Source organism: Micromonospora sp. bgisy143, from assembly GCF_057708145.1.
Genome location: NZ_JBYIRN010000013.1, coordinates 144,881 through 165,714, shown reverse-complemented (window position 1 = coordinate 165,714; position 20,834 = coordinate 144,881). Strand labels below are relative to the sequence as shown.

22 protein-coding genes and 2 tRNA genes are annotated in these 20,834 nt (G+C 70.2%); 10 read left to right on the top strand and 14 right to left on the bottom strand.

All coding sequences use genetic code 11. The annotated features are described in order from the left end of the window. Positions 1 to 389: 389 nt before the first annotated feature. Entirely contained in the window at positions 390 to 1,619 is a 1,230-nt protein-coding gene (locus AC3EN4_RS17475; RefSeq protein ID WP_435206851.1) for a GH25 family lysozyme, read from the top strand. 52 nt (positions 1,620 to 1,671) lie between these two features. Here the strand turns inward: AC3EN4_RS17475 and AC3EN4_RS17470 are convergent, their stop codons facing one another. Both AC3EN4_RS17470 and AC3EN4_RS17465 read right to left on the bottom strand, forming a co-directional pair. Further along, positions 1,672 to 2,334: a response regulator gene (locus tag AC3EN4_RS17470; protein WP_422737390.1), complete on the bottom strand. Its 663-nt coding sequence runs from the start codon at positions 2,332 to 2,334 to the stop codon at positions 1,672 to 1,674. Then, complete coding sequence (locus AC3EN4_RS17465; protein ID WP_435206849.1) at positions 2,322 to 3,548, bottom strand: sensor histidine kinase; 1,227 nt, start codon at positions 3,546 to 3,548, stop codon at positions 2,322 to 2,324. Before AC3EN4_RS17465 ends, AC3EN4_RS17470 begins: the two co-directional genes overlap by 13 nt. Before the next feature lie 155 nt (positions 3,549 to 3,703). Here AC3EN4_RS17465 and AC3EN4_RS17460 point away from each other — a divergent pair, with 155 nt between their 5' ends. After that, positions 3,704 to 3,922, top strand: a complete 219-nt coding sequence (locus AC3EN4_RS17460) for a hypothetical protein (protein WP_435206848.1) — start codon at positions 3,704 to 3,706, stop codon at positions 3,920 to 3,922. A 13-nt stretch (positions 3,923 to 3,935) separates the two neighbouring features. Here the strand turns inward: AC3EN4_RS17460 and AC3EN4_RS17455 are convergent, their stop codons facing one another. Both AC3EN4_RS17455 and AC3EN4_RS17450 read right to left on the bottom strand, forming a co-directional pair. After that, a complete protein-coding gene (locus tag AC3EN4_RS17455) occupies positions 3,936 to 4,514 on the bottom strand; it encodes a DUF3455 domain-containing protein (RefSeq protein ID WP_435206846.1) in 579 nt (192 codons plus the stop codon). 126 nt (positions 4,515 to 4,640) lie between these two features. Then, a complete protein-coding gene (locus AC3EN4_RS17450; protein WP_435206845.1) occupies positions 4,641 to 5,474 on the bottom strand; it encodes an ABC transporter ATP-binding protein in 834 nt (277 codons plus the stop codon). Positions 5,475 to 5,657: 183 nt separating this feature from the next. On the opposite strand from AC3EN4_RS17450, the gene AC3EN4_RS17445 reads away from it, so the two are divergent. The 3 genes from AC3EN4_RS17445 to AC3EN4_RS17435 all read left to right on the top strand — a co-directional run bounded on the left by AC3EN4_RS17445 (position 5,658) and on the right by AC3EN4_RS17435 (position 9,479). Then, positions 5,658 to 6,818: a low temperature requirement protein A gene (locus tag AC3EN4_RS17445; RefSeq protein WP_435206844.1), complete on the top strand. Its 1,161-nt coding sequence runs from the start codon at positions 5,658 to 5,660 to the stop codon at positions 6,816 to 6,818. 244 nt (positions 6,819 to 7,062) lie between these two features. After that, positions 7,063 to 8,178: a ricin-type beta-trefoil lectin domain protein gene (locus AC3EN4_RS17440; RefSeq protein ID WP_435206843.1), complete on the top strand. Its 1,116-nt coding sequence runs from the start codon at positions 7,063 to 7,065 to the stop codon at positions 8,176 to 8,178. Then, positions 8,175 to 9,479: a poly(ethylene terephthalate) hydrolase family protein gene (locus AC3EN4_RS17435; RefSeq protein ID WP_435206841.1), complete on the top strand. Its 1,305-nt coding sequence runs from the start codon at positions 8,175 to 8,177 to the stop codon at positions 9,477 to 9,479. Before AC3EN4_RS17440 ends, AC3EN4_RS17435 begins: the two co-directional genes overlap by 4 nt. 104 nt (positions 9,480 to 9,583) lie before the next feature. On the opposite strand, the gene AC3EN4_RS17430 is transcribed toward AC3EN4_RS17435, so the two are convergent. Together AC3EN4_RS17430 and AC3EN4_RS17425 are read right to left on the bottom strand one after the other, a co-directional pair. Next, complete coding sequence (locus AC3EN4_RS17430; RefSeq protein WP_435206840.1) at positions 9,584 to 10,786, bottom strand: low temperature requirement protein A; 1,203 nt, start codon at positions 10,784 to 10,786, stop codon at positions 9,584 to 9,586. A 155-nt stretch (positions 10,787 to 10,941) separates the two neighbouring features. Then, on the bottom strand, positions 10,942 to 11,433 hold the full coding sequence (locus AC3EN4_RS17425; protein ID WP_435206839.1) for a MarR family winged helix-turn-helix transcriptional regulator: 492 nt from the start codon (positions 11,431 to 11,433) through the stop codon (positions 10,942 to 10,944). A 39-nt stretch (positions 11,434 to 11,472) separates the two neighbouring features. On the opposite strand from AC3EN4_RS17425, the gene AC3EN4_RS17420 reads away from it, so the two are divergent. Continuing rightward, positions 11,473 to 12,099: a mycothiol-dependent nitroreductase Rv2466c family protein gene (locus tag AC3EN4_RS17420; RefSeq protein WP_435206837.1), complete on the top strand. Its 627-nt coding sequence runs from the start codon at positions 11,473 to 11,475 to the stop codon at positions 12,097 to 12,099. Positions 12,100 to 12,111: 12 nt separating this feature from the next. On the opposite strand, the gene AC3EN4_RS17415 is transcribed toward AC3EN4_RS17420, so the two are convergent. The 4 genes from AC3EN4_RS17415 to wrbA all read right to left on the bottom strand — a co-directional run bounded on the left by AC3EN4_RS17415 (position 12,112) and on the right by wrbA (position 14,859). Continuing rightward, positions 12,112 to 12,945 (bottom strand): cytochrome c oxidase assembly protein, encoded by an 834-nt coding sequence (locus AC3EN4_RS17415; RefSeq protein ID WP_435206836.1) that lies wholly within the window; start codon positions 12,943 to 12,945, stop codon positions 12,112 to 12,114. Next, positions 12,945 to 13,466, bottom strand: a complete 522-nt coding sequence (locus AC3EN4_RS17410) for a DUF2243 domain-containing protein (RefSeq protein WP_435206834.1) — start codon at positions 13,464 to 13,466, stop codon at positions 12,945 to 12,947. The genes AC3EN4_RS17415 and AC3EN4_RS17410 overlap by 1 nt, the downstream gene beginning before the upstream one ends. A gap of 219 nt (positions 13,467 to 13,685) precedes the next feature. After that, positions 13,686 to 14,111, bottom strand: a complete 426-nt coding sequence (locus AC3EN4_RS17405) for a peptidase inhibitor family I36 protein (RefSeq protein ID WP_435206833.1) — start codon at positions 14,109 to 14,111, stop codon at positions 13,686 to 13,688. A gap of 139 nt (positions 14,112 to 14,250) precedes the next feature. Beyond that, complete coding sequence (gene wrbA, locus AC3EN4_RS17400) at positions 14,251 to 14,859, bottom strand: NAD(P)H:quinone oxidoreductase (protein WP_435206832.1); 609 nt, start codon at positions 14,857 to 14,859, stop codon at positions 14,251 to 14,253. A gap of 140 nt (positions 14,860 to 14,999) precedes the next feature. Here wrbA and sigJ point away from each other — a divergent pair, with 140 nt between their 5' ends. Together sigJ and AC3EN4_RS17390 are read left to right on the top strand one after the other, a co-directional pair. Beyond that, the gene (gene sigJ / locus AC3EN4_RS17395; RefSeq protein WP_435206830.1) at positions 15,000 to 15,935 is read left to right on the top strand and encodes an RNA polymerase sigma factor SigJ; all 936 of its coding nucleotides are present in this window, start codon (positions 15,000 to 15,002) and stop codon (positions 15,933 to 15,935) included. A gap of 497 nt (positions 15,936 to 16,432) precedes the next feature. Further along, on the top strand, positions 16,433 to 16,633 hold the full coding sequence (locus tag AC3EN4_RS17390; RefSeq protein WP_435206829.1) for a hypothetical protein: 201 nt from the start codon (positions 16,433 to 16,435) through the stop codon (positions 16,631 to 16,633). A gap of 69 nt (positions 16,634 to 16,702) precedes the next feature. On the opposite strand, the gene AC3EN4_RS17385 is transcribed toward AC3EN4_RS17390, so the two are convergent. From AC3EN4_RS17385 to AC3EN4_RS17375, 3 genes are all read right to left on the bottom strand, one after another. Beyond that, positions 16,703 to 16,927 carry a hypothetical protein gene (locus AC3EN4_RS17385; protein ID WP_435206827.1) on the bottom strand — a complete coding sequence of 75 codons (225 nt, stop codon included), beginning with the start codon at positions 16,925 to 16,927 and terminating at the stop codon, positions 16,703 to 16,705. Positions 16,928 to 17,155: 228 nt separating this feature from the next. Continuing rightward, positions 17,156 to 17,228 (bottom strand) — tRNA-Arg (locus AC3EN4_RS17380). A 35-nt stretch (positions 17,229 to 17,263) separates the two neighbouring features. Beyond that, positions 17,264 to 17,354 (bottom strand) — tRNA-Ser (locus AC3EN4_RS17375). 145 nt (positions 17,355 to 17,499) lie between these two features. Between AC3EN4_RS17375 and AC3EN4_RS17370 the strand changes: the two genes are divergently transcribed. Beyond that, complete coding sequence (locus AC3EN4_RS17370) at positions 17,500 to 18,804, top strand: hypothetical protein (RefSeq protein WP_435206826.1); 1,305 nt, start codon at positions 17,500 to 17,502, stop codon at positions 18,802 to 18,804. On the opposite strand, the gene AC3EN4_RS17365 is transcribed toward AC3EN4_RS17370, so the two are convergent. Then, on the bottom strand, positions 18,765 to 19,535 hold the full coding sequence (locus AC3EN4_RS17365) for a CPBP family intramembrane glutamic endopeptidase (protein WP_435206824.1): 771 nt from the start codon (positions 19,533 to 19,535) through the stop codon (positions 18,765 to 18,767). The genes AC3EN4_RS17370 and AC3EN4_RS17365 overlap by 40 nt on opposite strands. A 144-nt stretch (positions 19,536 to 19,679) precedes the next feature. Between AC3EN4_RS17365 and AC3EN4_RS17360 the strand changes: the two genes are divergently transcribed. Next, positions 19,680 to 20,795, top strand: a complete 1,116-nt coding sequence (locus AC3EN4_RS17360) for a globin domain-containing protein (RefSeq protein ID WP_435206823.1) — start codon at positions 19,680 to 19,682, stop codon at positions 20,793 to 20,795. Positions 20,796 to 20,834: the final 39 nt, after the last annotated feature.

Below are 20,834 nucleotides of genomic sequence, written 5' to 3'. Positions count from 1 at the left end.
GCTGCCCTACCGCCCGGGCCTGCTCACCCTGCAACGCTGACACCACCCACACACAGCGGGCCCGGCAACCTGCCGGGCCCGCTGTGTCGTCGGCCGTCCTACCGACGCGGCGGGGCGGACGTGGTCCGACTACACCTGTGCCCGCTCTACCGCCTCATCGCGGGAGGGCTCGACAATCAGGCGCACGGCGAGGACGAACCGAAGGAATCCTCGATACGACAGATCGACGCTCGACGCGGCGTTGACTTCCACCGTACGGTTCGACGTGCCTACCGATGATCTCGATTTCCGGCTCACCGGACAGCGCTACTCACCGTCGACAAGCGATACTCTCCGGGCCCACGCCGACGGTCATTCGACCTCGCGAGCAAGGAGAACCTCACCTCACCATGCCTAAAAAATTGCTCTGTGCGCTGATGTCCGCCGGTCTCGCGGTGGGTGCGGCGCTCGGCGTGACCCAGCCGGCGCAGGCAGCCGACCCGTCCGTCGACGGTGGTGGCCGGGCGAACGCCGGCATCGCCCCGGGCGCGCGCAGCAGCGCGATGGCCACGAGCGCCGCCATCCCGGCGGGTTACACGGTTCGGGGCATCGACGTCTCCAGCCACGACCACAACCTCGGCCCGATCAACTGGCCCGCGGTCGCGGCCGGCGGCGTCAAGTTCGCCTACGTCAAGGCGACGGAAGGTAGGACGTACCTCAATCCGTATTTCGCCGAGGACTACGCGGCGGCCAAGGACGCCGGACTTCTCGTCGGCGCCTACCATTTCGCCCGGCCCGACAAACGCGACCCGATCAACGAGGCCAACTTCTTCGTGGACAGCGCCAAGTTCACCAAGGACGGCCAGACCCTGGTGCCGATGGTCGACATCGAATGGCCGTACTGGTCCGGTGCGCCCACCTGTTACGGGCTGACCCCGACCGAGATGTCGAGTTGGATCAAATCCTTCACCGACCAGGTGAAGGCCCGGATCGGCCGGCCCGTGATGATCTACACGAACACCAACTACTGGAACCCCTGCACCGACAAGAACGCCTCGTTCGGCGCCAACCCGTTGGACATCGCCGGCTACACCACCGCTCGCCCGCCGCTGCCGGCGGGTTGGACCACGGAGACCATCTGGCAGTACGCCGCCGGCAACCCGAGCCAGCCCGGGAACTACAGCCAGAACGTCTTCAACGGCACCTACGCGGCGCTGACCAAGCTCACCGGCGCACCGGTGGCCGCACCGCCCGTCGCCCTGCGCGCGCGGGCGAACAAGCGCTACGTGGTGGCCGAGAGTGCCGGCGCCAAGCCGCTGATCGCCAACCGCACCGCTGTCGCCCGGTGGGAGCAGTACGACGTGATCAACGCCGGCGGTGGCTACGTCGCGCTCCGCTCCCGCTCCAACGGCCGGTACGTGACGGCGGAGAGCAAGGGCACCAAGCCGCTGATCGCCAACCGGACCAAGGTCAGCACCTGGGAGAAGTTCACCATCGTCAACAACTCCGACGGCACGATCAGCCTGCGCGCCGCGGCCAACGGCAGGTACGTGGTGGCCGAGAGCAAGGGCACCAAGCCGCTGATCGCCAACCGGACGTCGATCAGCACCTGGGAGAAGTTCGACCGAATCTCCCTCTGAGCGCGCCGCCGCCTGCCCGGTGCCCTCGTCGACGGGGGACCGGGCAGGCGGTTCAGCGCTGGCGCTGCCCGCCGTCCAGGTAACGCAGCACCGCGGTGACCCGACGGTCGGCGCGGTCGTCCGGCGGTAGCTGGAGTTTGGCGAAGATGCTGCGGATGTGCTTGTGCACCGCGCCGTCGGTGACGAACAGCCGCTCGGCGATCGCCGTGTTGCCGAGCCCTTCGGCCATCAGCCCCAGCACCTCGCGCTCGCGCGGCGACAACTCGTCCAGCGCCGTGTCCGTGCGGCGGTTGCGGGCGAGCAACTGGGCAACCACCTCGGGGTCGATCACGCTGCCGCCGTCCGCGACGCGGCGCAGCGCGGTGAGGAACTCCTCGACCCGGCCCACCCGTTCCTTCAACAGATAACCGAGCCCGGCCGCGCCCACCGAGAACAGCTCGGTGGCGAACGCCTGCTCCACGTACGCGGACAGGACCAGCACCGCGAGGCCGGGGCGACGCCGCCGGGCCTCCACCGCGGCCACGATGCCCTCGTCGGTGTGGGTCGGCGGCATCCGGACGTCGACGATCGCCACGTCCGGCGCGTGCTCGTCGACGGCGACCAGGAACTCGCCCGGCGTGCCCGCCGTGGCGACCACGTCCAACTCCTCCGCCCGCAGCAGCAGCGCCAACCCCTCGCGCAGCAGCGGGTCGTCCTCCGCGATCACGATCCGCATGGCAGCTCCACGTGCATCCTCGTCGGTCCTCCCGATGGGCTGGTCAGTGTCATCCGCCCGTCGTACGCCTCGACCCGCCGGCGGATGCCGGTGAGCCCGGAGCCGTGTGCCTCGTCCGCGTCGCCGCGCCCGTCGTCCTCGACGGTCACCAGGAGCAGGCCCTGCTCCCGACGGACGGCGACGTCCACCCGGCTCGCGCCGCTGTGCCGGACGACGTTGGTCAGCGCCTCGGCCACCACGAAGTACGCGGTGGCCTCGACCGACGCCGCGCACCGGACGGCCACGTCGACAGTGAGCCGGCAGGGCACCGGGCAACTGCCGGCCAGGCCCGCCAGCGCGCCGGCCAGCCCCCGGTCGTCCAGCACGGGCGGCAGGATGCCCCGCACCACCGTACGGAGTTCGCCGAGGGCCTGTTCCGCCGCGTCCTGCGCCTGCCCGAGGATCTCGTCGGCGCGGTCGGGGTCACGCCGCACGGCCCGGCGCGCCGCCCCCAGCAGCACGTTGACGGCGACCAGCCGATTCTGCGTGCCGTCGTGCAGCGACCGCTCGATGCGGCGCAGTTCGAGCGCGTGGGCGTCGAGCGCGGCGGCCCGGGTGGCGGTCAGCGTGGCCACCCGCAGCGACAGGTCGATCCCCGGTGGCGGAGGCAGCAGCAACCGACCCGGCCAGGCCTGGACCCGGGCCAGCGCCGGACCGAACCCGATCGCGGCGACCAGCGAGACCACCCCGAGCAGGCCCACGAGGAGCGCCTCGGACAACCCGTCGATACGCCACCAGACGAACCCCGGAGCGCCGTCCTCGGGTGCGACCAGCCGGTACCACAGCGGAAAGGTCATTTCCTGGAGGGCGTTGAGCGGCAGGGCCAGACCGACCAGCCCCGCCAGCAGTCCGATGACCGAGTGCAGCGTGACCCAGCCGACTTCCCGCCGGACGAACGGATCGCGCGCCGCCTCCCGCAGTCCCTCCTGCACCGGACCCGGCGGGGGGATCGGCGTGCCCCAGCGGGACAGCCGGGCCCGCTCCCGATCGGCCACCGAGCGCAGCATCCGCAGGACGCCCGGCACCAGCCGCTGCCCCAGCCCGGTCAGGCAGATCAGGGCCACGACCATCGCCCAGAGCAACGCGCCCAACGCGAGCAGCGCGGTGCCGAGCCCACCGACGAGGTGTTCGAGGGCGTCGACCGAGGCGCGGAACCGGCCGCGCAGGTATGCCATCGCGCCAACATAGGTCACGCTGGGCACACGCGGCAGCGTCCGCGGCGGAAAGTACAGCCTGCTGTACCTGTGGTTGTCGAGCTGGGGGGATCGTTGCCGCCACGCCGCCGACCTAGCGTCGATGGCGTCGCCGAACATCATCGAAGGAGAGCGCGATGACCAACCCGTACCCCCTCAGCGAGGCCCCGGCCCCCGCGCCGGAACGACCCGGCGGGCTGCTCCGTCCGCTGCTGTGGCTGCTGCTGCTCGTCAGCGCGGCGACCAACGCCGCACTGACGACGGTCGTCGGCAACCCGTGGATCGGCTCGGCGTTCGGCCTGGTGGCGGCGCTCTGCGCCGGAGCGCTGATCGTCCACCGCCGCCGCCACCGATGACCTCCGTCGCGGGCTACCGCCTCGCCGCCCAGAAGACGTAGACCGCGCCGTACGGCACCGACGCCGTGGCGCCGTCCGTGCAGGCGCCCGCCGGGGCGGCACCGCCCGAGGTCAGCAGCCGACTGATGTACGCCACGTTGCCGAGAATGCCGGTGCCGCTGTGACTGTCCACGGTGAGCAGCAGCTCCGGGATCGTTCCTGGTCGCGGGCTCTCCGCCGTCTTCTTGGCGGTGATCAGGGAGTTGTCGCGCAGCGACTGCCAGCTCGGTCCCTTGAAGTGGTGGATCCTGCCGCCGGTTCCGACGAGCTGGGCCTCCGGCACGGAGGCTCCGCTGAACACGCCACCTGAGCAGGTGTAGGTCTGCGTGCCCTGGGTGACGACGTACGCGCCCACCGGCCGGGCACCCGCCGGCGGCCTGATCGCCGGGGCGATACGCGGGATGTCGACCCGGCGGGCGTCGGCGCCCACGGCGGCCGGGGCGGGAGCCTCGGCGGCGGACGCCTGCTGGGTCACCGCGCCGGCCGCCGCGAGGACACCGGCCACACCGATGACCAGGAGCCCTCGGAAACGGGATCGAGCCGTCTTGTGCATGGGATTCCTCCGATTCGGGTGGGCGAATCCGCCCCACGAATCCTTACGATCGAATTCCGTACGGCGATCAAAATCCCGCCATATCTGATCCACCGTTCACCCCGAAGGCGTACCCGAATCCGGGGTTCAGCCGACCGCCACTCGGCGGACGGACCCGGCGCGGGCCGCCCAACGCCCGTCCTCGTGGCGTACCTCGATGGGGTGCGCGAAGGCCGCCGAGACCTGCGCGGTGGTGACCGTCTCGTCGGCCGGGCCGGCGGCGACCACGCTGCCGCCGCTGATCAGCATCGCGTGGCTGGTCGTGGCCGGAAGTTCCTCGAGGTGATGGGTGACCATGATCGAGGCGAGGCGGGGATGAGTCTCGCGGAGCAGGTCGATGGTCTCGAGCAACTGTTCGCGGGCCGCGACGTCGAGACCGGTCGAGGGCTCGTCCAGCAACAGCAGTCGCGGCTGACTGATGAGTGCCCGGACGATCAGGGTCCGACCCCGCTCGCCCTGCGACAGGGTGGGCCAGCGCTCGTCGGCCCGGTCGGCCAGCCCGAACATGCCCAACAGGGAATCGGCCCGGTCACTGTCGTCCCGGGTCGGCTGCCAGCGCGGCGGCAGGTCGATCGACCCGGCGAGCCCGGTCAGCACGACCTCACGGATCGTCAGGGGCGACCGCAGCGGATGACGGGGGTTCACGTGACCGATCGCCCGGCGAAGCTGTTGCAGGTCGACGCGGCCGAGTTGTCGACCGAGGATCCGTACGGTCCCCGAGGTCGGATGGGTGAGGGCGCCACAGAAGCCCAGCAGCGTGCTCTTGCCCGCGCCGTTCGGACCGAGCAGCGCCCAGTGCTCACCCTCGCGCACGGTGAGGTCGATGCCGTGCAGGATCTGCTTGCCGTCCCGCCGGAAGGTCACGTCGCACAGCTCGACGACGGGAGACGGCGGGTGCGACTCGGCGGTCCTGGGGAGCATGAGTCCTCTCTCGGTACGAAGCGCTGGCCCTGTCGAACTCGCGCGCCCTGATCCTGCCAGGTATCTCTCCCCCGGCTCACTCGTTGGTAGCCGTGTGCCGCACGCCACCGGCCCTCGATTTCAGGCGTCGTCGCGGCTCCGGGGGGAGGCGATCGCGGACGAGCCGGCGGGAGCGGGGAGTTCATGACCAGGGCGGATCCGACCGGGCCACGACGCAAGCCCACCTCGTCGGCGCGGGCCACCCTGCTGGAGTTGTTCTTCGACGTCTTCTACGTGGCCGTGTTCGCGCAACTGTCGATGCAGTTGGCCGCCGATCCCACCTGGGGTGGGCTCGGGCAGCGACTCGTCCTGCTGTTGGCCGCCTGGTGGACCTGGTCAGTGACGGTGAACACCACGGAGTTCTACGATCCGCAGCTCCGGGCGGTCCAGGGTGTGGTCGTCGGCACGATGGTCGGGGTGTCCCTGATCGCGGTCGCGATACCGGGCGCGTACGACGGGCGGGGCCTCCTCTTCGCCGTCGCGTACGTCGGCCTGCACCTTACCCGGGGGGTCATGCTGATCGTGGCGCTGCGTCCCCGCCGGGCGCACGCGCGGGAGGAACGCTTCCTCTTCTGGTTCGTCGTGTCCGGGGTCCTGTGGATCGCCGGCGGGTTCGCCTCGCCGGGCTGGCGTACCGGCCTCTGGGTCGGCGCGCTCGCGATCGACTACCTGGCGGCGGCGTTGCGCTACCCGACGCCGCTGCGCGGTCGGATACCGCTGGAGCAGTACAGCCAGTTGAGCGTCCACTTCGGCGAGCGCTACCAGCAGATCGCCATCCTGGCGCTCGGTGAGCTGGCGTTGATGACCACGCTGACGTTCGGCAGCGCCGGGTACACCCCGGCCCGCGCCGTCGCGTTCGCCGCCGCGATCCTCACCGCGCTGCTGTTCTGGCAGATCTACGTGCTGCAGAGCAACAAGCTCGTCGACCGGTCGGCCCACTGGCGTCCACGGGCATCGGTGTACCTGGCGCCGTACGTCTACGCCTGCGTGGTGACCGGGGTCATCGCCACCTCCGGCGGGGTGGACCTCGTGCTCCACGAGCCGGTGCGGACCACCCCGGCGAGCTGGGTGCTCCTCATCGTCGGCGGACCGGTCCTGTTCGTGATCGGACGGATGAACTCCGAGTACGTACTCCTGGGACAACTGCCGAAATCGCGGCTGGCCTGGCTGGCGCTGCTGATCGCGTTGACGCCCGCGTTGGCGATGCTCGTCCCCGTTCTCGTCACGGTCGTCACGGCAGCCGGCTTGGTCGGCATCACGCTCACCGACACCTGGCGGCTGCGCGCCCGCGCGCTGGCGAGCTAGGACGCGGTGCCGGCGAGGTAGACCAACTCGGCCGATGAATCTACACTCATCTCTGTTAACGCTCACACTCGTCCCAGTGCTGAGGCAGCAACGCCGTGCCGATCCGACGATCGGCGCGAGCCGGGCCACGCCCGGCAGCCGGCGGCTGCTCGGTCCGCCGGCCCTCCAGGTTGCCGGCTGCCCGCGCGGCCCTACCGATCGGCCAACGCCCTCGGCCAACTCGACCAACCCAAGGGAGAGATCCATGAGTACGAGGGCACGATGGCTCGCGACGCTCGCCGCGCTCGGTGTCGTGATCGCCGGGGTGGTGGCACCTGCCGGTCCCGCCAGCGCAGAGTCCAACGGTGGGGTACGGGTGATGCCACTCGGTGACTCCATCACCGAGGGCACGCAGGTGCCCGGCGGGTACCGCATCGGGCTGTGGCAGCGCCTCGCCGGCGGCCGGTACACGGTGGACTTCGTCGGATCGCAGTTCAACGGGCCGGCCAGCCTGGGCGACCACGACCACCAGGGGCATCCCGGCTGGCGCATCGACCAGATCGACGCGAACATCGTCAACTGGCTGAACACCCAACGGCCGGCGACCGTCCTGCTGCACATCGGCACCAACGACATCCTGCAGAACTACAACGTGAGCACCGCGCCGAACCGGCTCTCCACGCTGATCGACAAGATCACCAACACCGCGCCCACCGCCGAGGTGTTCGTGGCGCAGATCATTCCGATCTCCAACAGCGGCCAGAACGCCGCCGCCCGCACCTTCAACGCGGCGATCCCCGGCATCGTGCAGAGCAAGGTCAACGCCGGCAAGCGGGTGCATCTGGTCGACATGTACAGCGCGCTCAGCACCTCCGACCTGATCGACGGCGTCCACCCCACCGCCGGCGGATACGACAAGATGGCCGCCCGCTGGTACAGCGCGTTGCAGTCGGTCCCGGGCAGCATCGGCAACCCGAGCAGCGGCGGCGACCAGACCACCACCACACTCGTAGGCGCGCTGTCCGGCCGCTGCGTCGACGTCCCCGGCTCGTCCACCACGAACGGCACCCAGGTGCAGTTGTGGGACTGCCACGGCCGCACGAACCAGCAGTGGACCTACACCTCCACCAAGACCCTGACGGTGTACGGCAACAAGTGCCTCGACGCCGCCGGCTACGGCACCTCGCCGGGCACCCAGGTCACCATCTACGACTGCCACGGCGGCACGAACCAGCAGTGGAACGTCAACGCCAACGGCACCATCACCGGTGTGCAGTCCGGCCTCTGCCTGGACCCCTACAACCAGGGCACCGGTAACGGCACCAAGCTCGTCCTCTGGACCTGCACCGGCCAGACCAACCAGCAGTGGAGCCGGCGATGAAGCGACCCGGCACCGCCAGATGGCTGACGGCCGGGGTCGCGGTGGTCCTCGGCCTGGCCCTGGCCACGACGACCCGGGACGCGGCGGTCGCCGACAGCCCGTACCAGCGGGGTCCGGACCCCACCCTGGCCAGCGTGGCCGCCACCCGAGGCCCGTTCGCCACGACGCAGGCGACCGTGCCGGCCGGAAACGGCTTCAACGGCGGATACGTCTACTACCCCACCGACACCAGCCTGGGTACCTGGGGCGCGGTCGCGATCGTCCCCGGCTACTCGGCCCTGTTCGCCAACGAGGAAGCCTGGATGGGTCCCTGGCTGGCGTCCTTCGGGTTCGTGGTGATCGGCATCGAGACCAACAGTCGTACCGACGGCGCCGACGCCCGGGCCACCCAACTGCTCGCCGCGCTGGACTACCTCACCCGTACCAGCCCGGTCCGCAACCGGGTCGACCCGAACCGGCTGGGCGTCATGGGTCACTCGGCCGGCGGGGCCGGCACCCTGCTCGCCTCGTTGCGGCGGCCCACCCTGAAGACGGCGGTCGGCCTCGCGCCGGGCACCCCCGGGAACAACCTGAACATGTCCAGCACCCAGGTGCCCACCATGCTCCTGTCGGGGCAGAACGACGGGACGGTCACGCCCTCGTACGTCCAGGGCATCTACAACAGCCTGCCGGCGAGCGTGGAACACGCCTGGGCCGAGTTGGCCGGCAACGACCACCTCTCCTTCACCAGGTCGAACCCGACCGAGATGCGCCTGCTGATCCCCTGGCTGAAGACGTTCCTCGACAACGACACGCGCTACACCCAGTTCCTCTGCCCGCTGGCGGACAGCCGGGGCGTCTCGCGGTACAGCAACACCTGCCCCCTGGTGCCACCGGGCGAACCCACGCCACCGCCCACCACTGGTACGCCCACCACACCACCGCCGACGACGCCGCCACCGACCACGCCGCCGCCCACCGAGCCACCGCCCACCACGCCGCCACCGACCACGCCGCCGCCGTCCGGCGCCGCCTGTACGGCGACCTACCACACCGTGAACTCGTGGTCGGGAGGCTTCCAGGGTGAGGTCACCGTGACCGCCGGCACCGCCGCCGTCAACGGGTGGACCGTCCGTTGGACCCTCGGCAACGGGCAGAGCATCAGCCAGGTCTGGAACGGCACGCTGAGCACCAGCGGCTCGACCGCGACCGTCCGCAACGCCGTCTACAACGGCTCGCTCGCTCCGGGCGGCACGACGACGTTCGGCTTCCTCGGCTCCGGTACGCCGACCAACCCGTCGCCAACCTGCACCAGCCCGTGACCGTCCGCCGGTCGTGAAACGGCCGGGCCGGGCCAGGTGGCCCGGCCCGACCGTTGCTGGCCGTCGTCGACCGCTCGGCAGGTCGGGGCACGTGGACCCGCTCGTCACCGTCCGGAGCCGGGTGGGGACGGCTGTTCGGGGGGTTTGCCCATGGCGCGGATCGCGTCCGAGATGGCGATGCCGGCCAGGACGACGACAGCGGTGCCGGCCACCACCAGCGGCGGGACGTGGACCATCGCGGGCGAGACGGCGACCAGCAGGAGAGCACCGATCATCCGGGAGCGGGACACCCGCGCGAACACCGCGTGTTCGACCAGGGAACGTCCGGCCAGGAACAGCACCGGCCCGCCGAGGATCGCGACGATCCAGGACGCGTCGGTGGGCCCGAACGGATGGGTGATCACGATTTCGTAGCCGACGGCGATGGCGACGGTGCCGACGATCATGAGCATGTGGGCGATGAACGCCTCCCGGATGAGGTGCGCCGGGTTACGGGCGGCGGTGAGCGCCCCGGGCAGCAACTGGCCCGCCTTGAAGAGGTACACGCGGAACATCAGCACGGTCGTGGCGAACGAGACGGCGAACGCCGCGGCTGCGCCGCCCTCCTGGAACGACATGTCGCTGTAGGCCGATCCGGTGGTCAGGATCAACTCACCGAGCGCGATGATGAAGAACTGCCGGTACCGCTCGGACAGGTACTCCGCCGACACGGGCCACCCGGGTCGGCTGGAGATGTTCCACGGCGCCGGATAGAAGAGCAGCAGCGCCGTGCCGTCGATGACGAGCGCGAGCGCCCACAGCACCGCCCGCGCCGCCTCCGGCAGGAGCGCCCCGACGATCCACGGCACGGCGGACATCGAGAACCACAGGAGCACCCCCGCCGCCCGACTCTGGGCCTTGAGACCGCGCAACGCCGGAACGATGACGAGGCCACGGATGATGTGCACCGCCACGTAGGAGCCGGCGAAGACCACACCCCCGACGCCGAACGCCTGTGGCACCGTGACCGCCATCATCAGGGCGCCGAGCATGGCCGTGTAGACCACGAACTGGACCTGTGGCCGCTCCGAGTCGTACAGGTCGGTGACCCACGCCGTGACGAACCACAGTGACATGAAGGCCATCAGCAACAGGAGCGTCTCGCCGACCTCGGCGAGGACCATTCCCCGCTCGGTCAGGTCCTGAACGAGCCGGTGGGAGACCCGGTTGAGCGCGAAGACGAACACCAGGTCGAAGAAGAGCTCCAGAAGGCTCGGCCGCTGCGGCCGCTCCGACTTGCGAAGCAGCGCCGCTGCGCCTGTCGACATGTCGCCGCCCGACCTTGCCCGGATTCTTCGCCTTTCCGAGATTGATACCATTTCCGGCGGCTCGCCAGGGCCGGTACGAACGAACGCCGCTCCTTAGGCGTCACTGCCCGCACGGGTCCGGATGTCGCCGCGACGACGCTGCCGACGTGCCGTGCTCACGACTCCACCGTCCGCGTCAACGTCGCCAGCAGGCGCTCGAGCGCACCGCGGTCGCTGTCCGTCAGACCTCGGAGGATCGCCGCCTCGTTCGCCAGGTGCTCCCCGATGAGCTGGTCGGTCAATGCCACCCCGGCCGGGGTCAGGCCCACCACCCTGCCGCGCGCGTCGGCGTCGGAGACCGAGCGCGACACGAGACCTCGTGCGACCAACCTGTCCACCCGCTTGGTCACCGCACCAGTGGTCACGAGCATCCGTTCGCTCAACTGACCCGCCGTGAGCGCGTACGGCTCGCCCTCCCGGCGCAGCGCGGCGAGCATGTCGAACTCGCCGTTACCGAGACCCGCGGCGGCGAACGGCGGCCGCAGGGCCGCGTCGAGCACCTCGGCCAGGTACTGGATCCGGCCAATGATCAACAGCGGGGTGGGATCCAGGTCGGGTCGTTCACGACGCCACTGGTCCACGATGTCGGCAACCCGGTCCTCAGTCACGCTTGCACTATAGCTTCCGTGGAAGATATATTATCTTCCGTGGAAGATAAATCCTCTCAGGCGCCCACCCCCGAGGTCACCGCCTACGTCGACCCGTCCTGCCCGTTCGCCTGGATCACCTCGCGGTGGCTCATGGAGGTCGCCCGCATGCGATCCATCGCCCTGCGGTTCGAGGTGATGAGCCTCGCCGTCGTCAACGAGCACCGCGACCTGGAGCCCTGGTACCGCGAGTTCAACGATCGGGCCTGGGGCCCGGCGCGGGTGTGCACGGCGGCCGTTACCCGACACGGATCCGCCGCCCTCGCGCGTCTGTACCCGGCGCTCGGTCGGCGGATCCACGACGAAGGCGACAAGGACTTCGACACCGTCATCCCGGCGGCTCTGGACGAGGTGGGCCTTCCCGCCGACCTGGCCGAGGTCGCTCGTGGAAGCGACGTCGACGAGCAGATGCGGGCGAGCACCGCCCGCGCGCAGCAACTCGTGGGTGAGGACCTCGGCACCCCGACGATCGTGGTCGACGGCGTGGCCTTCTTCGGCCCCGTACTCTCCTCGATCCCACGCGGAGAAGACGCCCTCCGCGTCTTCGACGGCGCCCGCCTGCTCGCCGGCTGTCCGGCGTTCTCCGAACTCAAACGCGCCCGGACCGACGCTCTGAGCTTCACCTAGGGATCCGGGAGGCTAGGTCGATGCCGGCGTGGTGACGAGCGGGGCGGTGTCACCGGACCGTTCGCGGCGCTCGGGTCGCCAGGTCGCCACGAGGGCGGCGGCGAGAAGCAGTTCGGCGATGTCCCCGCCGTAGTACATGAGCTGCGCCCCGCCCTGCACCTGCGGGATCGGGGCATGGATGTCGACCCAGAGACCGCCGTACATCAGCTGCGAGATGACCGCGTGGGTCGCGATCGCGAGACCGAGGTAGACCAGCCGGGTGCGGACCCCGGGACGCCGGGGCGCGGGGTCGGGACCGGCGATGACGTAGGCGAACAGGCAGCCGGAGAGCAGGAAGTGGGCGTGCAGCAGCCAGTGACCGGCGGTGTTGCCGGTGGCGAGCTGGTAGAGCGGGGTGAAGTAGAGCACCGCGAGACTGGCGGTGGACAGCAGGAAGGCCACCGTCGGGTGGGTCAGCACCCGGGCCGGAGCGGTGTGCAACAGCACGGTCAGTCGGCGGGCGCGCGGCGCGGGCAGCGCCCGCAGCAGCAGCGTGACCGGGGCGGCGAGGACCAGCGCGAGCGGGGCGTACATGCCGACGAGCAGGTGTTGGGCCATGTGGCCGCGGAAGTCGGTGTGGGCGAGGGGCGCCAAAGGCGGTAGGAGCGCCACGGTCAGCAGGAGCAGCCCGAGGACGAAACTGGCCGTCCGCCACCGGTTCCAACCCCGCACCGGGTTCCGGCGCCGTGCCCGCCCGGCCAGGTGGAGGTAGCCGCAGGCGCTGGCGAGCAGAACGACGACGGGCACCACCGTCTCGGCCAGACCGACCCTCAGCGCGGCACCCTCGTGATGCAGGTGCGGATCCATCAGACCGCACGGCCGGAGTCGGCGACCGTGCCACCGCGCTGGATCAACCATCCGCCCACCAGCAACAGTGCGCCGAAGACGAGGAACCCGATGTCCCACCAGAGCTGGTGGGGTCCACCGCGCACATGGTGGATGCCGAGGATCTGGTGGTCCACCACGCCCTCGACGAGGTTGAACAACCCCCAACCCGCGATGATCCAGCCCCACAGCACGCGGGAACCCCACACCCTGCGGCGGTCGTGGGTGACCCGCGAGTACAGGACGGCCAGGCCCAGCAGCACCGCCAGCCAGCACACGACGTGGAAGATGCCGTCCCAGAGGGTGTTCATCTCCAGGCCGGAGACCGTGTGCGGGTTGTAGTACCGCACTCCGATGCGATCGGAGTTGGTGCTGGTGAGCATGTGGTGCCACTGGAAGATCTGGTGCAGGAAGATCCCGTCGGCGAAGCCGCCGAGCCCCACCCCGAGCACGATTCCGGGAAGGCGGAGGCCAACTCGGCCCTCGTTCGCGGTGGCTGTCATGACCCCTCCGTCGCTCGGCACCCGAAGTGGCCTGTTCTCCACGCTAGGGGCAGATAAACGGAGTCGGAGCGGAACTGAGGATCCTTGCCGTCGGCGGGCTCGGGTGCAGGGAGAGCGGTTGCGAGGGGGTCGCTGCGAGACGAGGTCTACATCCGCTACTGGCTGGCGGTGGTCACCTCATTCCTTGGCGACGGGATCCGCAGGTGGTCACGACAAGGCTCAGTCGTAGAACACTACGAACGCGGACGCGGAGTCGTTCGGGATCTCGTCTCCGCCACCCCGGAAATCCACTCCACTGTGCGCGGGGACGAACGTGATCCTGCCGCCGCCACTGCCGGCGGCGAAGCCGTGCTCGAAGACACCGATCGTGTGATTGCTGCCATTCCACACGGAGGACGCTGAATCGTTTAGGTTTTTTCCGTTGGTGTACTGGTACCAGCGGAAATCGGCGAAGCTGGCACCGGCATCGACGGTCCGGAACGCCATGGTCGAACCGGTCCAGCCGAAGTTCTCGTAGAAGCAAACCTCCACATACTTCTCGGCGCACCGGTACACCGCCTGCGCGGCCGTCGGGGCGACCGTCACCGAGGCCACGACGGCCGCGGCGGTAGCGAACGCGGCCGTGAGAGCTTTGCGCTTTTTCACGTCATCTCCAACAAGAAACAGCCGGCAGAAAATACGCCACGAACCTACCGGCCAGTTCTTTATTCTTTCTGAACCTCTTGTACAGACGAGCTGCGGCGTTCTGCTCCAAAGCACCGGCACGTACGTCGTCGTGGGTAATTCAGGCGGCAGCGCCCGCCTTGAGGCGCGCGGTGATGTCGACGACCCGGCGGGCCTGGTGGCGGGCCGCTTGGAGGCTCACCTCGCCGGGTGGGCCGTCGCCGGCCACGTGGGAGGTGCCGTAGGGATTGCCGGCCTGGAACTGAACGGGGTCGGTGTAGCCGGGAGGCACGATGATGCCGCCCCAGTGGCAGAAGGTGTTCGTCAGCGCCAACAGAGTCGATTCCTGGCCGCCGTGGGCAGTGTTGGACGAGGTGAAGGCCGAGTACACCTTGTCGGCGAGCTGGCCCCGGAACCACAGCGGGCCGGTGGTGTCGATGAACGCACGGAGCTGGCTGGCCGGGTTGCCGAAGCGGGTGGGGGTGCCGAAGAGCACCGCGTCGGCCCACTCCAGATCGTCGTGGCTGGCCTCGGCGACGTCCGCGGTGTCCGTCAGGTGCCGCTCCCACTCCGGTCTGGCGCTGATCGCCGTCGCCGGCGCGGTTTCGTGGACCTTGCGCAGTCGCACGGTGCCGCCGGCCTTCTCGGCCCCTTCGGCGGCGGCTCGTGCCAACGCGTGGATGGTGCCGGTGGCGCTGTAGTAGACGATCGCGATGCGTACGGGTTCCATGGTCAATCTCCTCCCTCTGCGGTTCTCAGCGGTACGACGAGACAGCCCGACAAGATGTGCGGCGACCTACGACCGCACAATTCGCGGCGATCTCTCGTCGTAAGAGGTGAGCCAGATCGTCCGAAGGAATCGGTGAACCCATGGCCCACCCGTCCGAGCCGGTAGACGGCCGGTCCGACGCCAGGCTGAGCGCGATCATCAGCGAGCGGCGTCAGCTCACCAACCTGGCGTACCGGCTGCTGGGCTCGCTGGCCGACGCGGAGGACGTCGTACAGGAAACCTACGCCCGCTGGTACGCCATGTCCCCCCGCCAGCAGGAGGACATCGACGCACCCGGTGGCTGGCTGACGACGGTTGCCAGCCGCATCTGCCTGGACCTGCTCCGCTCGGCGCGGGTAAGGCGGGAGCGTTACGTCGGCGAATGGATCCCGGAACCGCTGCCCGACCGGGCCGAATGGATCAGCGGCCGGTCGAGCGGCGACGCGGACCCCGCCGACCGCGTCACCCTCGACGAGTCGGTCAGCATGGCCTTCCTCGTCGTGCTCGACGCGATGACCCCGGCCGAACGGGTCGCGTTCATCCTGCACGACATCTTCGGCTACCCCTTCGCCGACGTGGCGGTGATCGTCGGCCGTACCCCTGGGGCCTGCCGCCACCTCGCCGCGTCGGCCCGGCGGCGCCTCCACGCCCCGCGGCCTGACGCGGGCCCGTCGACCCGACGAGCGGACCTCGTCCGGGCCTTCAAGCGGGCGTGGGAGGCCAAGGACATTGACGCGCTCATCGGGCTGCTGGCATCCGACGCCACGGCGACCGGCGACGGCGGAGGGCTGGTCACCGCCGCACTCCACCCGATAACGGGGGCCGGACAGGTTGCCCGCTTCTTCGTCGACCGACCCACGGCGGCGGCCGGCGTGACGCTTCAGGAGTGCACGGTCAACGGTCAGCCCGGTCTGGTGGCTCGGCGGGACGGCGTCACCGTGTCGGTGATGGCGTTCGACGTCAGCGACGACCGCATCAGCCACATCTGGGCCGTACTCAACCCCGACAAGCTCCGCTCCTGGGCCGCGACCTGTTGAAGGCGGCCGGTCTGCGGCGATCTCCACCGGGGATGGTAGCGAGGGCATCGGCTCTGCGGCCCCCTGTGCATGTCAGCGAGTCGGGGCTGCAACGGCAGCAGTGGCCCTCCGGCAGCGTCGGAAACGGCGGCACCCTGGACCAGCGGCAGCGGACAACACCCTTTTGTGAATTACTCGGCACCCGCTCGACCGTAGTCAAATTTACGTTGTCGGACGCCTCTGACCCCCTTGTCAACCAATTCTTGACAGGACGGACCGGACCCGCATTCCGAACGAGACGCCGGCACATTCGGCCTGCCGCGCGAACAAGCGGAGTGCGACGTAGGATCGACCCATGGGACTTGCCGGAGCGACGATCGTGCTGGGTGTGGCCGCAGTGGCGGCCTTGGCAACGATGCTGGCCACGGTGATCACGCGGTACCGCCGACGGCGCCGCTGACTGCCGACCCGCACTTCGGTGGGCAGCGCCGCGTCAGGATCCGCGTTACCCTTCGGAGATGACGGTCGTCCTTGTCGTTGGATTGTTCTCCCTGGTGGCCGGCGCCCTTCTGGCATGGCGCCCGATCGGTATGGCACGCCTGGTCGGCCAGTTCGGCATGGTGAAATTCGACCCCGCAAGAACCACCGAGTACCGCACCGCCGGAATGGTGATGGGTGCACTCGGCCTCATTCTATCCGCGATCGCATTGTTCGCCTGATCCGAGGCGCCTGCCCGCCATCGCGCACGCGATCAGGAAAGCACGACATCATCGCCTGACACTCCACCGTCACTTGGTCTGTCCGTGCTTGAAGTGGGCTCTTCGGGCGCGGGCCTGAATGATCGTCACGAGATCGACCCAGTGCAGGGTGAGCCCTGCCCTCCGGATGTGCGTCACGGCGAGGACGGCGGCGTCGAGGAGTCGGCGAATCTCGACGACGGTCAACGCGATGATCTCCGGGTCGGCGTCGGGCCGGTGAGCGATGAGGATGGTCAGGACGGCCAGGACGAGCACGGCCAGGGTGACGAACCGGTGCCAGCCGGTAAGCCGCGGACCCGGCAGTGGTTCAGGCCGACCTGGCCCTTGTCGATTTGGAACAGCTTCTGGTGCCCCAGCGGGAGCCGGCGTCAATCCCATGGAAGTGTGGAGGGCTCTGTTGTGCGGCTTGAGCCTCTGCCCGCCATGCAGAAGCAATCAAGGCCGTGACCCGCGTTTCCGCTGGTCACGGCCTTGATCGTGAAGTGCGCCCGAAGGGACTCGAACCCCTAACCTTCTGATCCGTAGTCAGATGCTCTATCCATTGAGCTACGGGCGCTCGTGCTCAGCCAGTGTACACACCCGGCTTTCGCGCGGAGACTCCGGGATTCGAACCCGGGAGGGGCTTTAAGACCCCAACCGCATTAGCAGTGCGGCGCCATAGACCAGACTAGGCGAAGTCTCCCTGGTGGCCCGCAGACCACCGCGCCCGAGGATACAGGTCGGCACCCACCGGGGGCAAAGCGACTTCCGGGGTACGCCGACCGGGGCGGCCCGCCCCGGCATTTCACCCCTGTGCGGTGGCGTGATCGGGACTAGGCTCCATCGATATGCAGGAGCAGCCGCCCAGCGAACCGACCCGCCAAGAGCCTGCTGAGCGCCCGCGTCGACGCTCGGCGCGGGCCACGTTCACACCGCCGCAGGCGACCGAGCAGTCTGCCGAGGCCGCCCCTGCGGCACCGGCGAGCCCGCGTCCGCGCCGGGCGAAGGCGGCGCCGGTGCTCTTCCAGCCACCGGATCCGGAGGCTGCCCAGCCTGCCACGGAGCCGGCGGCCACCGGCGCGGCGGGAGAACCGACGGTCCAGCCACCGAAGGCGCGGACTCCCCGACCACGCAAGACCGGCACGGCAGCCGTCGCGCCGCCGATACCACCGCCGACGCAGGCCGCACCGCCGACGCAGGCCACACCGCCAGTGCAGGCCACACCGCCGGATGCGACGCCGGTCACAGCCGAGCCGGCCGAGATCACGCCGCCCCGCAAACGCGCCGCAGCCACCCGCGCGACGCCCGCGCGCAAGGCAGCCTCGCGCAAGGCCGATCCGGAGAAGGTCACCCGGGCCAAGGCCACCCCGCGCCGAGCCGGCGCGGCCCCTGCGAGCGCACCGGCCGCCACCCCGGAAGCGACTTCCGCGATCACCCCAGAGCCAGCCGCGGCGGCGCTTGCACCGAGCAACCCCGAGCAGGCTTCGACGCGTACCCCCGAATTCCCGGCGGTGGTCGCCCGCCTGCGCGACCACCCCGGCTTCGCGCCGGAGTTCCTGGCCATGGAGGCGGTGCGGACGCTCGGACCGGGTGCCGCCGGGTGGGCGCGACGGCTGCGGGACCGGTACCCGGACGCCCCGGCGGACGGTCTGGCCCGGCTGGCGACCCGGCGGTACGTGCGGGCGGCGGGCGCGGGAGGGGCCGCGGCGGCGCTCGCCGGACTCTTCGCGCCGCTGGCGGAGCTGGTGTCGGTGCTGTGGAGCCAGTCGAACCTGGTGCTGCACCTCGCGGCGGCGTACGGCCGGGACCCGGCGCATCCCGACCGGGTCGAGGAGCTGCTGGTGCTGACGCAGGTGCATCCGGACGCGGCGAGCGCACGGGCCGCCCTGGTCGGCGCGCGGGAGGCCGGCGATCCGGTGGAGGGGACGTGGCCGAGGGCGGCGGAGGCCGCCTGGCGGCTCGCCGCGCCGCTCACCGCGCAGGCCGGCGGATGGGTGGCGTTACGGCTGGCGTCCCGGCTGGTGCCGGGGGCTGCGGTGGTGGCCGCCACGTTGGGCGACGCGGCGGCGGCCGATCGGCTGGCGGCCCGGGCGGTGGCCGCCTACCGGCCGCGTCACAACCAGTCGAACCACTGCCGGGGCAGCGCGGCGTAGCCGACGAAGGCCACCACGTCGAGCAGGGTGTGCGCGATGATCAGCGGCAGCACCCGGCGGGTACGCAGGTAGAAGAGGCTGAACACGACGCCCATGATCGCGTTGCCGACGAACGCGCCGAAGCCCTGGTAGAGGTGGTAGCTGCCGCGCAGCAGCGCGCTGGCCGCGATGACCGCGGCGAGCCGCCACTGGAGCTGCCGCAGCCGGGTGACCAGGTAGCCGACCACGATCACCTCCTCCAGCACGGCGTTCTGCACGGCGGCGAGGATCAGCACCGGGATGGTCCACCAGAGCTTGGGTAGCGCCGCCGGCACCAGCGTGGCGTTCAGGCCGAGCTGCGCCGCCACCCAGAACAGGGCCAGGCCGGGCAGGCCGATCAGCGCGGCCAGGCCGGCCCCCCGGGCCAGGTCCTGGCCGGGCCGCCGCGCGTCCAGGCCGAGGGTCCGCGCCGGGTCGCCGGGGTCCCGGCTGAGCAGGTGTACGGCGAGCAGCACCGGAAGCAGCGCGAAGACGATGCCGAGGAGCTGGTAGGTCAGGTCCAGCCAGGGACGGGCCGACGCGGAGGTGTTCAGTGCGGCGGTCTGCTTGGAGAGCGGACCCTCGGCGGTCAGCTTCGCGATGATCGAGACCACCGCGTAGACGGCGGACTGGCCGAGGGACAGGCCGAGGACCAGCAACGTTTCGGTCCCCAGCAGCCGGCGGGACACCGGGCGGGTCAACTCAACGGTCACCGCACCACTCTGCCCGACGGACCGGCCGGCGGGCAGGGCCGACCGGCCGGCATGAACCGATCGCACATTCTGTGCGACCAATGTGCACGCTCCGTGGAGATTCTATGGCTGCCCGATCCGCTGCCGTCTGGAGAAGGAGCACCGGTGGACAACGTCGCACGGTTGCTGAAGGAGAGCTGGACCCTGGTCGAGGAGGACCGGGAGCGGCTGAGCGGGCACTTCTACGCTCGGCTGTTCCTGCTCGACCCCGCCCTGCGCCAGCTCTTCCCGGTGCAGATGGCCGGTCAGGGTGACCGCCTGCTGGAGGCGATCATCACGGCGATCCACACGGTGGGCGACCCGGAGAGCTTCGACGAGTTCCTGCGCGCGCTGGGTCGCGACCACCGCAAGTACCACGTCGACGACCGGCACTACGCCACGATGGGCGTCGCGCTGCTCGACGCGCTGCGCAGCACCGCCGGCGACGGCTGGAACCTCGAGTACGACCAGGCGTGGCGGGACGCGTACGCGGCGATCGCCGCGAAGATGGTGGCCGGGGCGGCCGACGACGACAACCCGCCGTTCTGGCACGCCGAGGTGCTGACCCACGAGCGCCACGGTCCCGACATCGCCGTACTGACCTGCCGGGCCCTGCAACATCCGCTGCCCTGGCGGGCGGGTCAGTACGTCAGCCTGGAGCTGCCCCGCTTCCATCCGAGGGTGTGGCGGAACTACTCGGTGGCGAACGCCCCGAACAACGACAACGTGCTGGAGTTCCACGTCCGGAGCCCCGGCGCGGGGTGGGTGTCCGGGGCGCTGGTCCGCCGGGTGCAGCCCGGTCAACTGCTGCGCCTGGCGGCGCCGATGGGGTCGATGACCCTGGACCGCTCCTCCGAGCGGGACATCCTCTGCGTGGCCGGCGGCGTCGGGCTCGCGCCGATCAAGGCGCTGGTGGAGGAGTTGGCCAGCTACAACCGGACGCGCTGGGTGCACGTCTTCTACGGCGCCCGGCAGGCGACGGACCTGTACTGGTTGGCCGGGTTGCAGGATCTGGTGGCCGCACACCCGTGGTTGTCGGTCACCGCGGCGTGCAGCGACGACCCCGACTTCGACGGCGAACTGGGCGACATTGCGGACGTGGTGGCCCGGTACGGCCCATGGACGACCCACGACTGTTACGTCTCCGGGTCGGCGCAGATGGTCCGGTCGACGCTGCGGGTGCTGGCCGCCGACGAGGTGCCACCGCCGAACATCCGCTACGACACGTTCGGCGATCTCTAGACGTTCCTCCCCCCACACCGGGGCGCGTGCCCCTGCCCC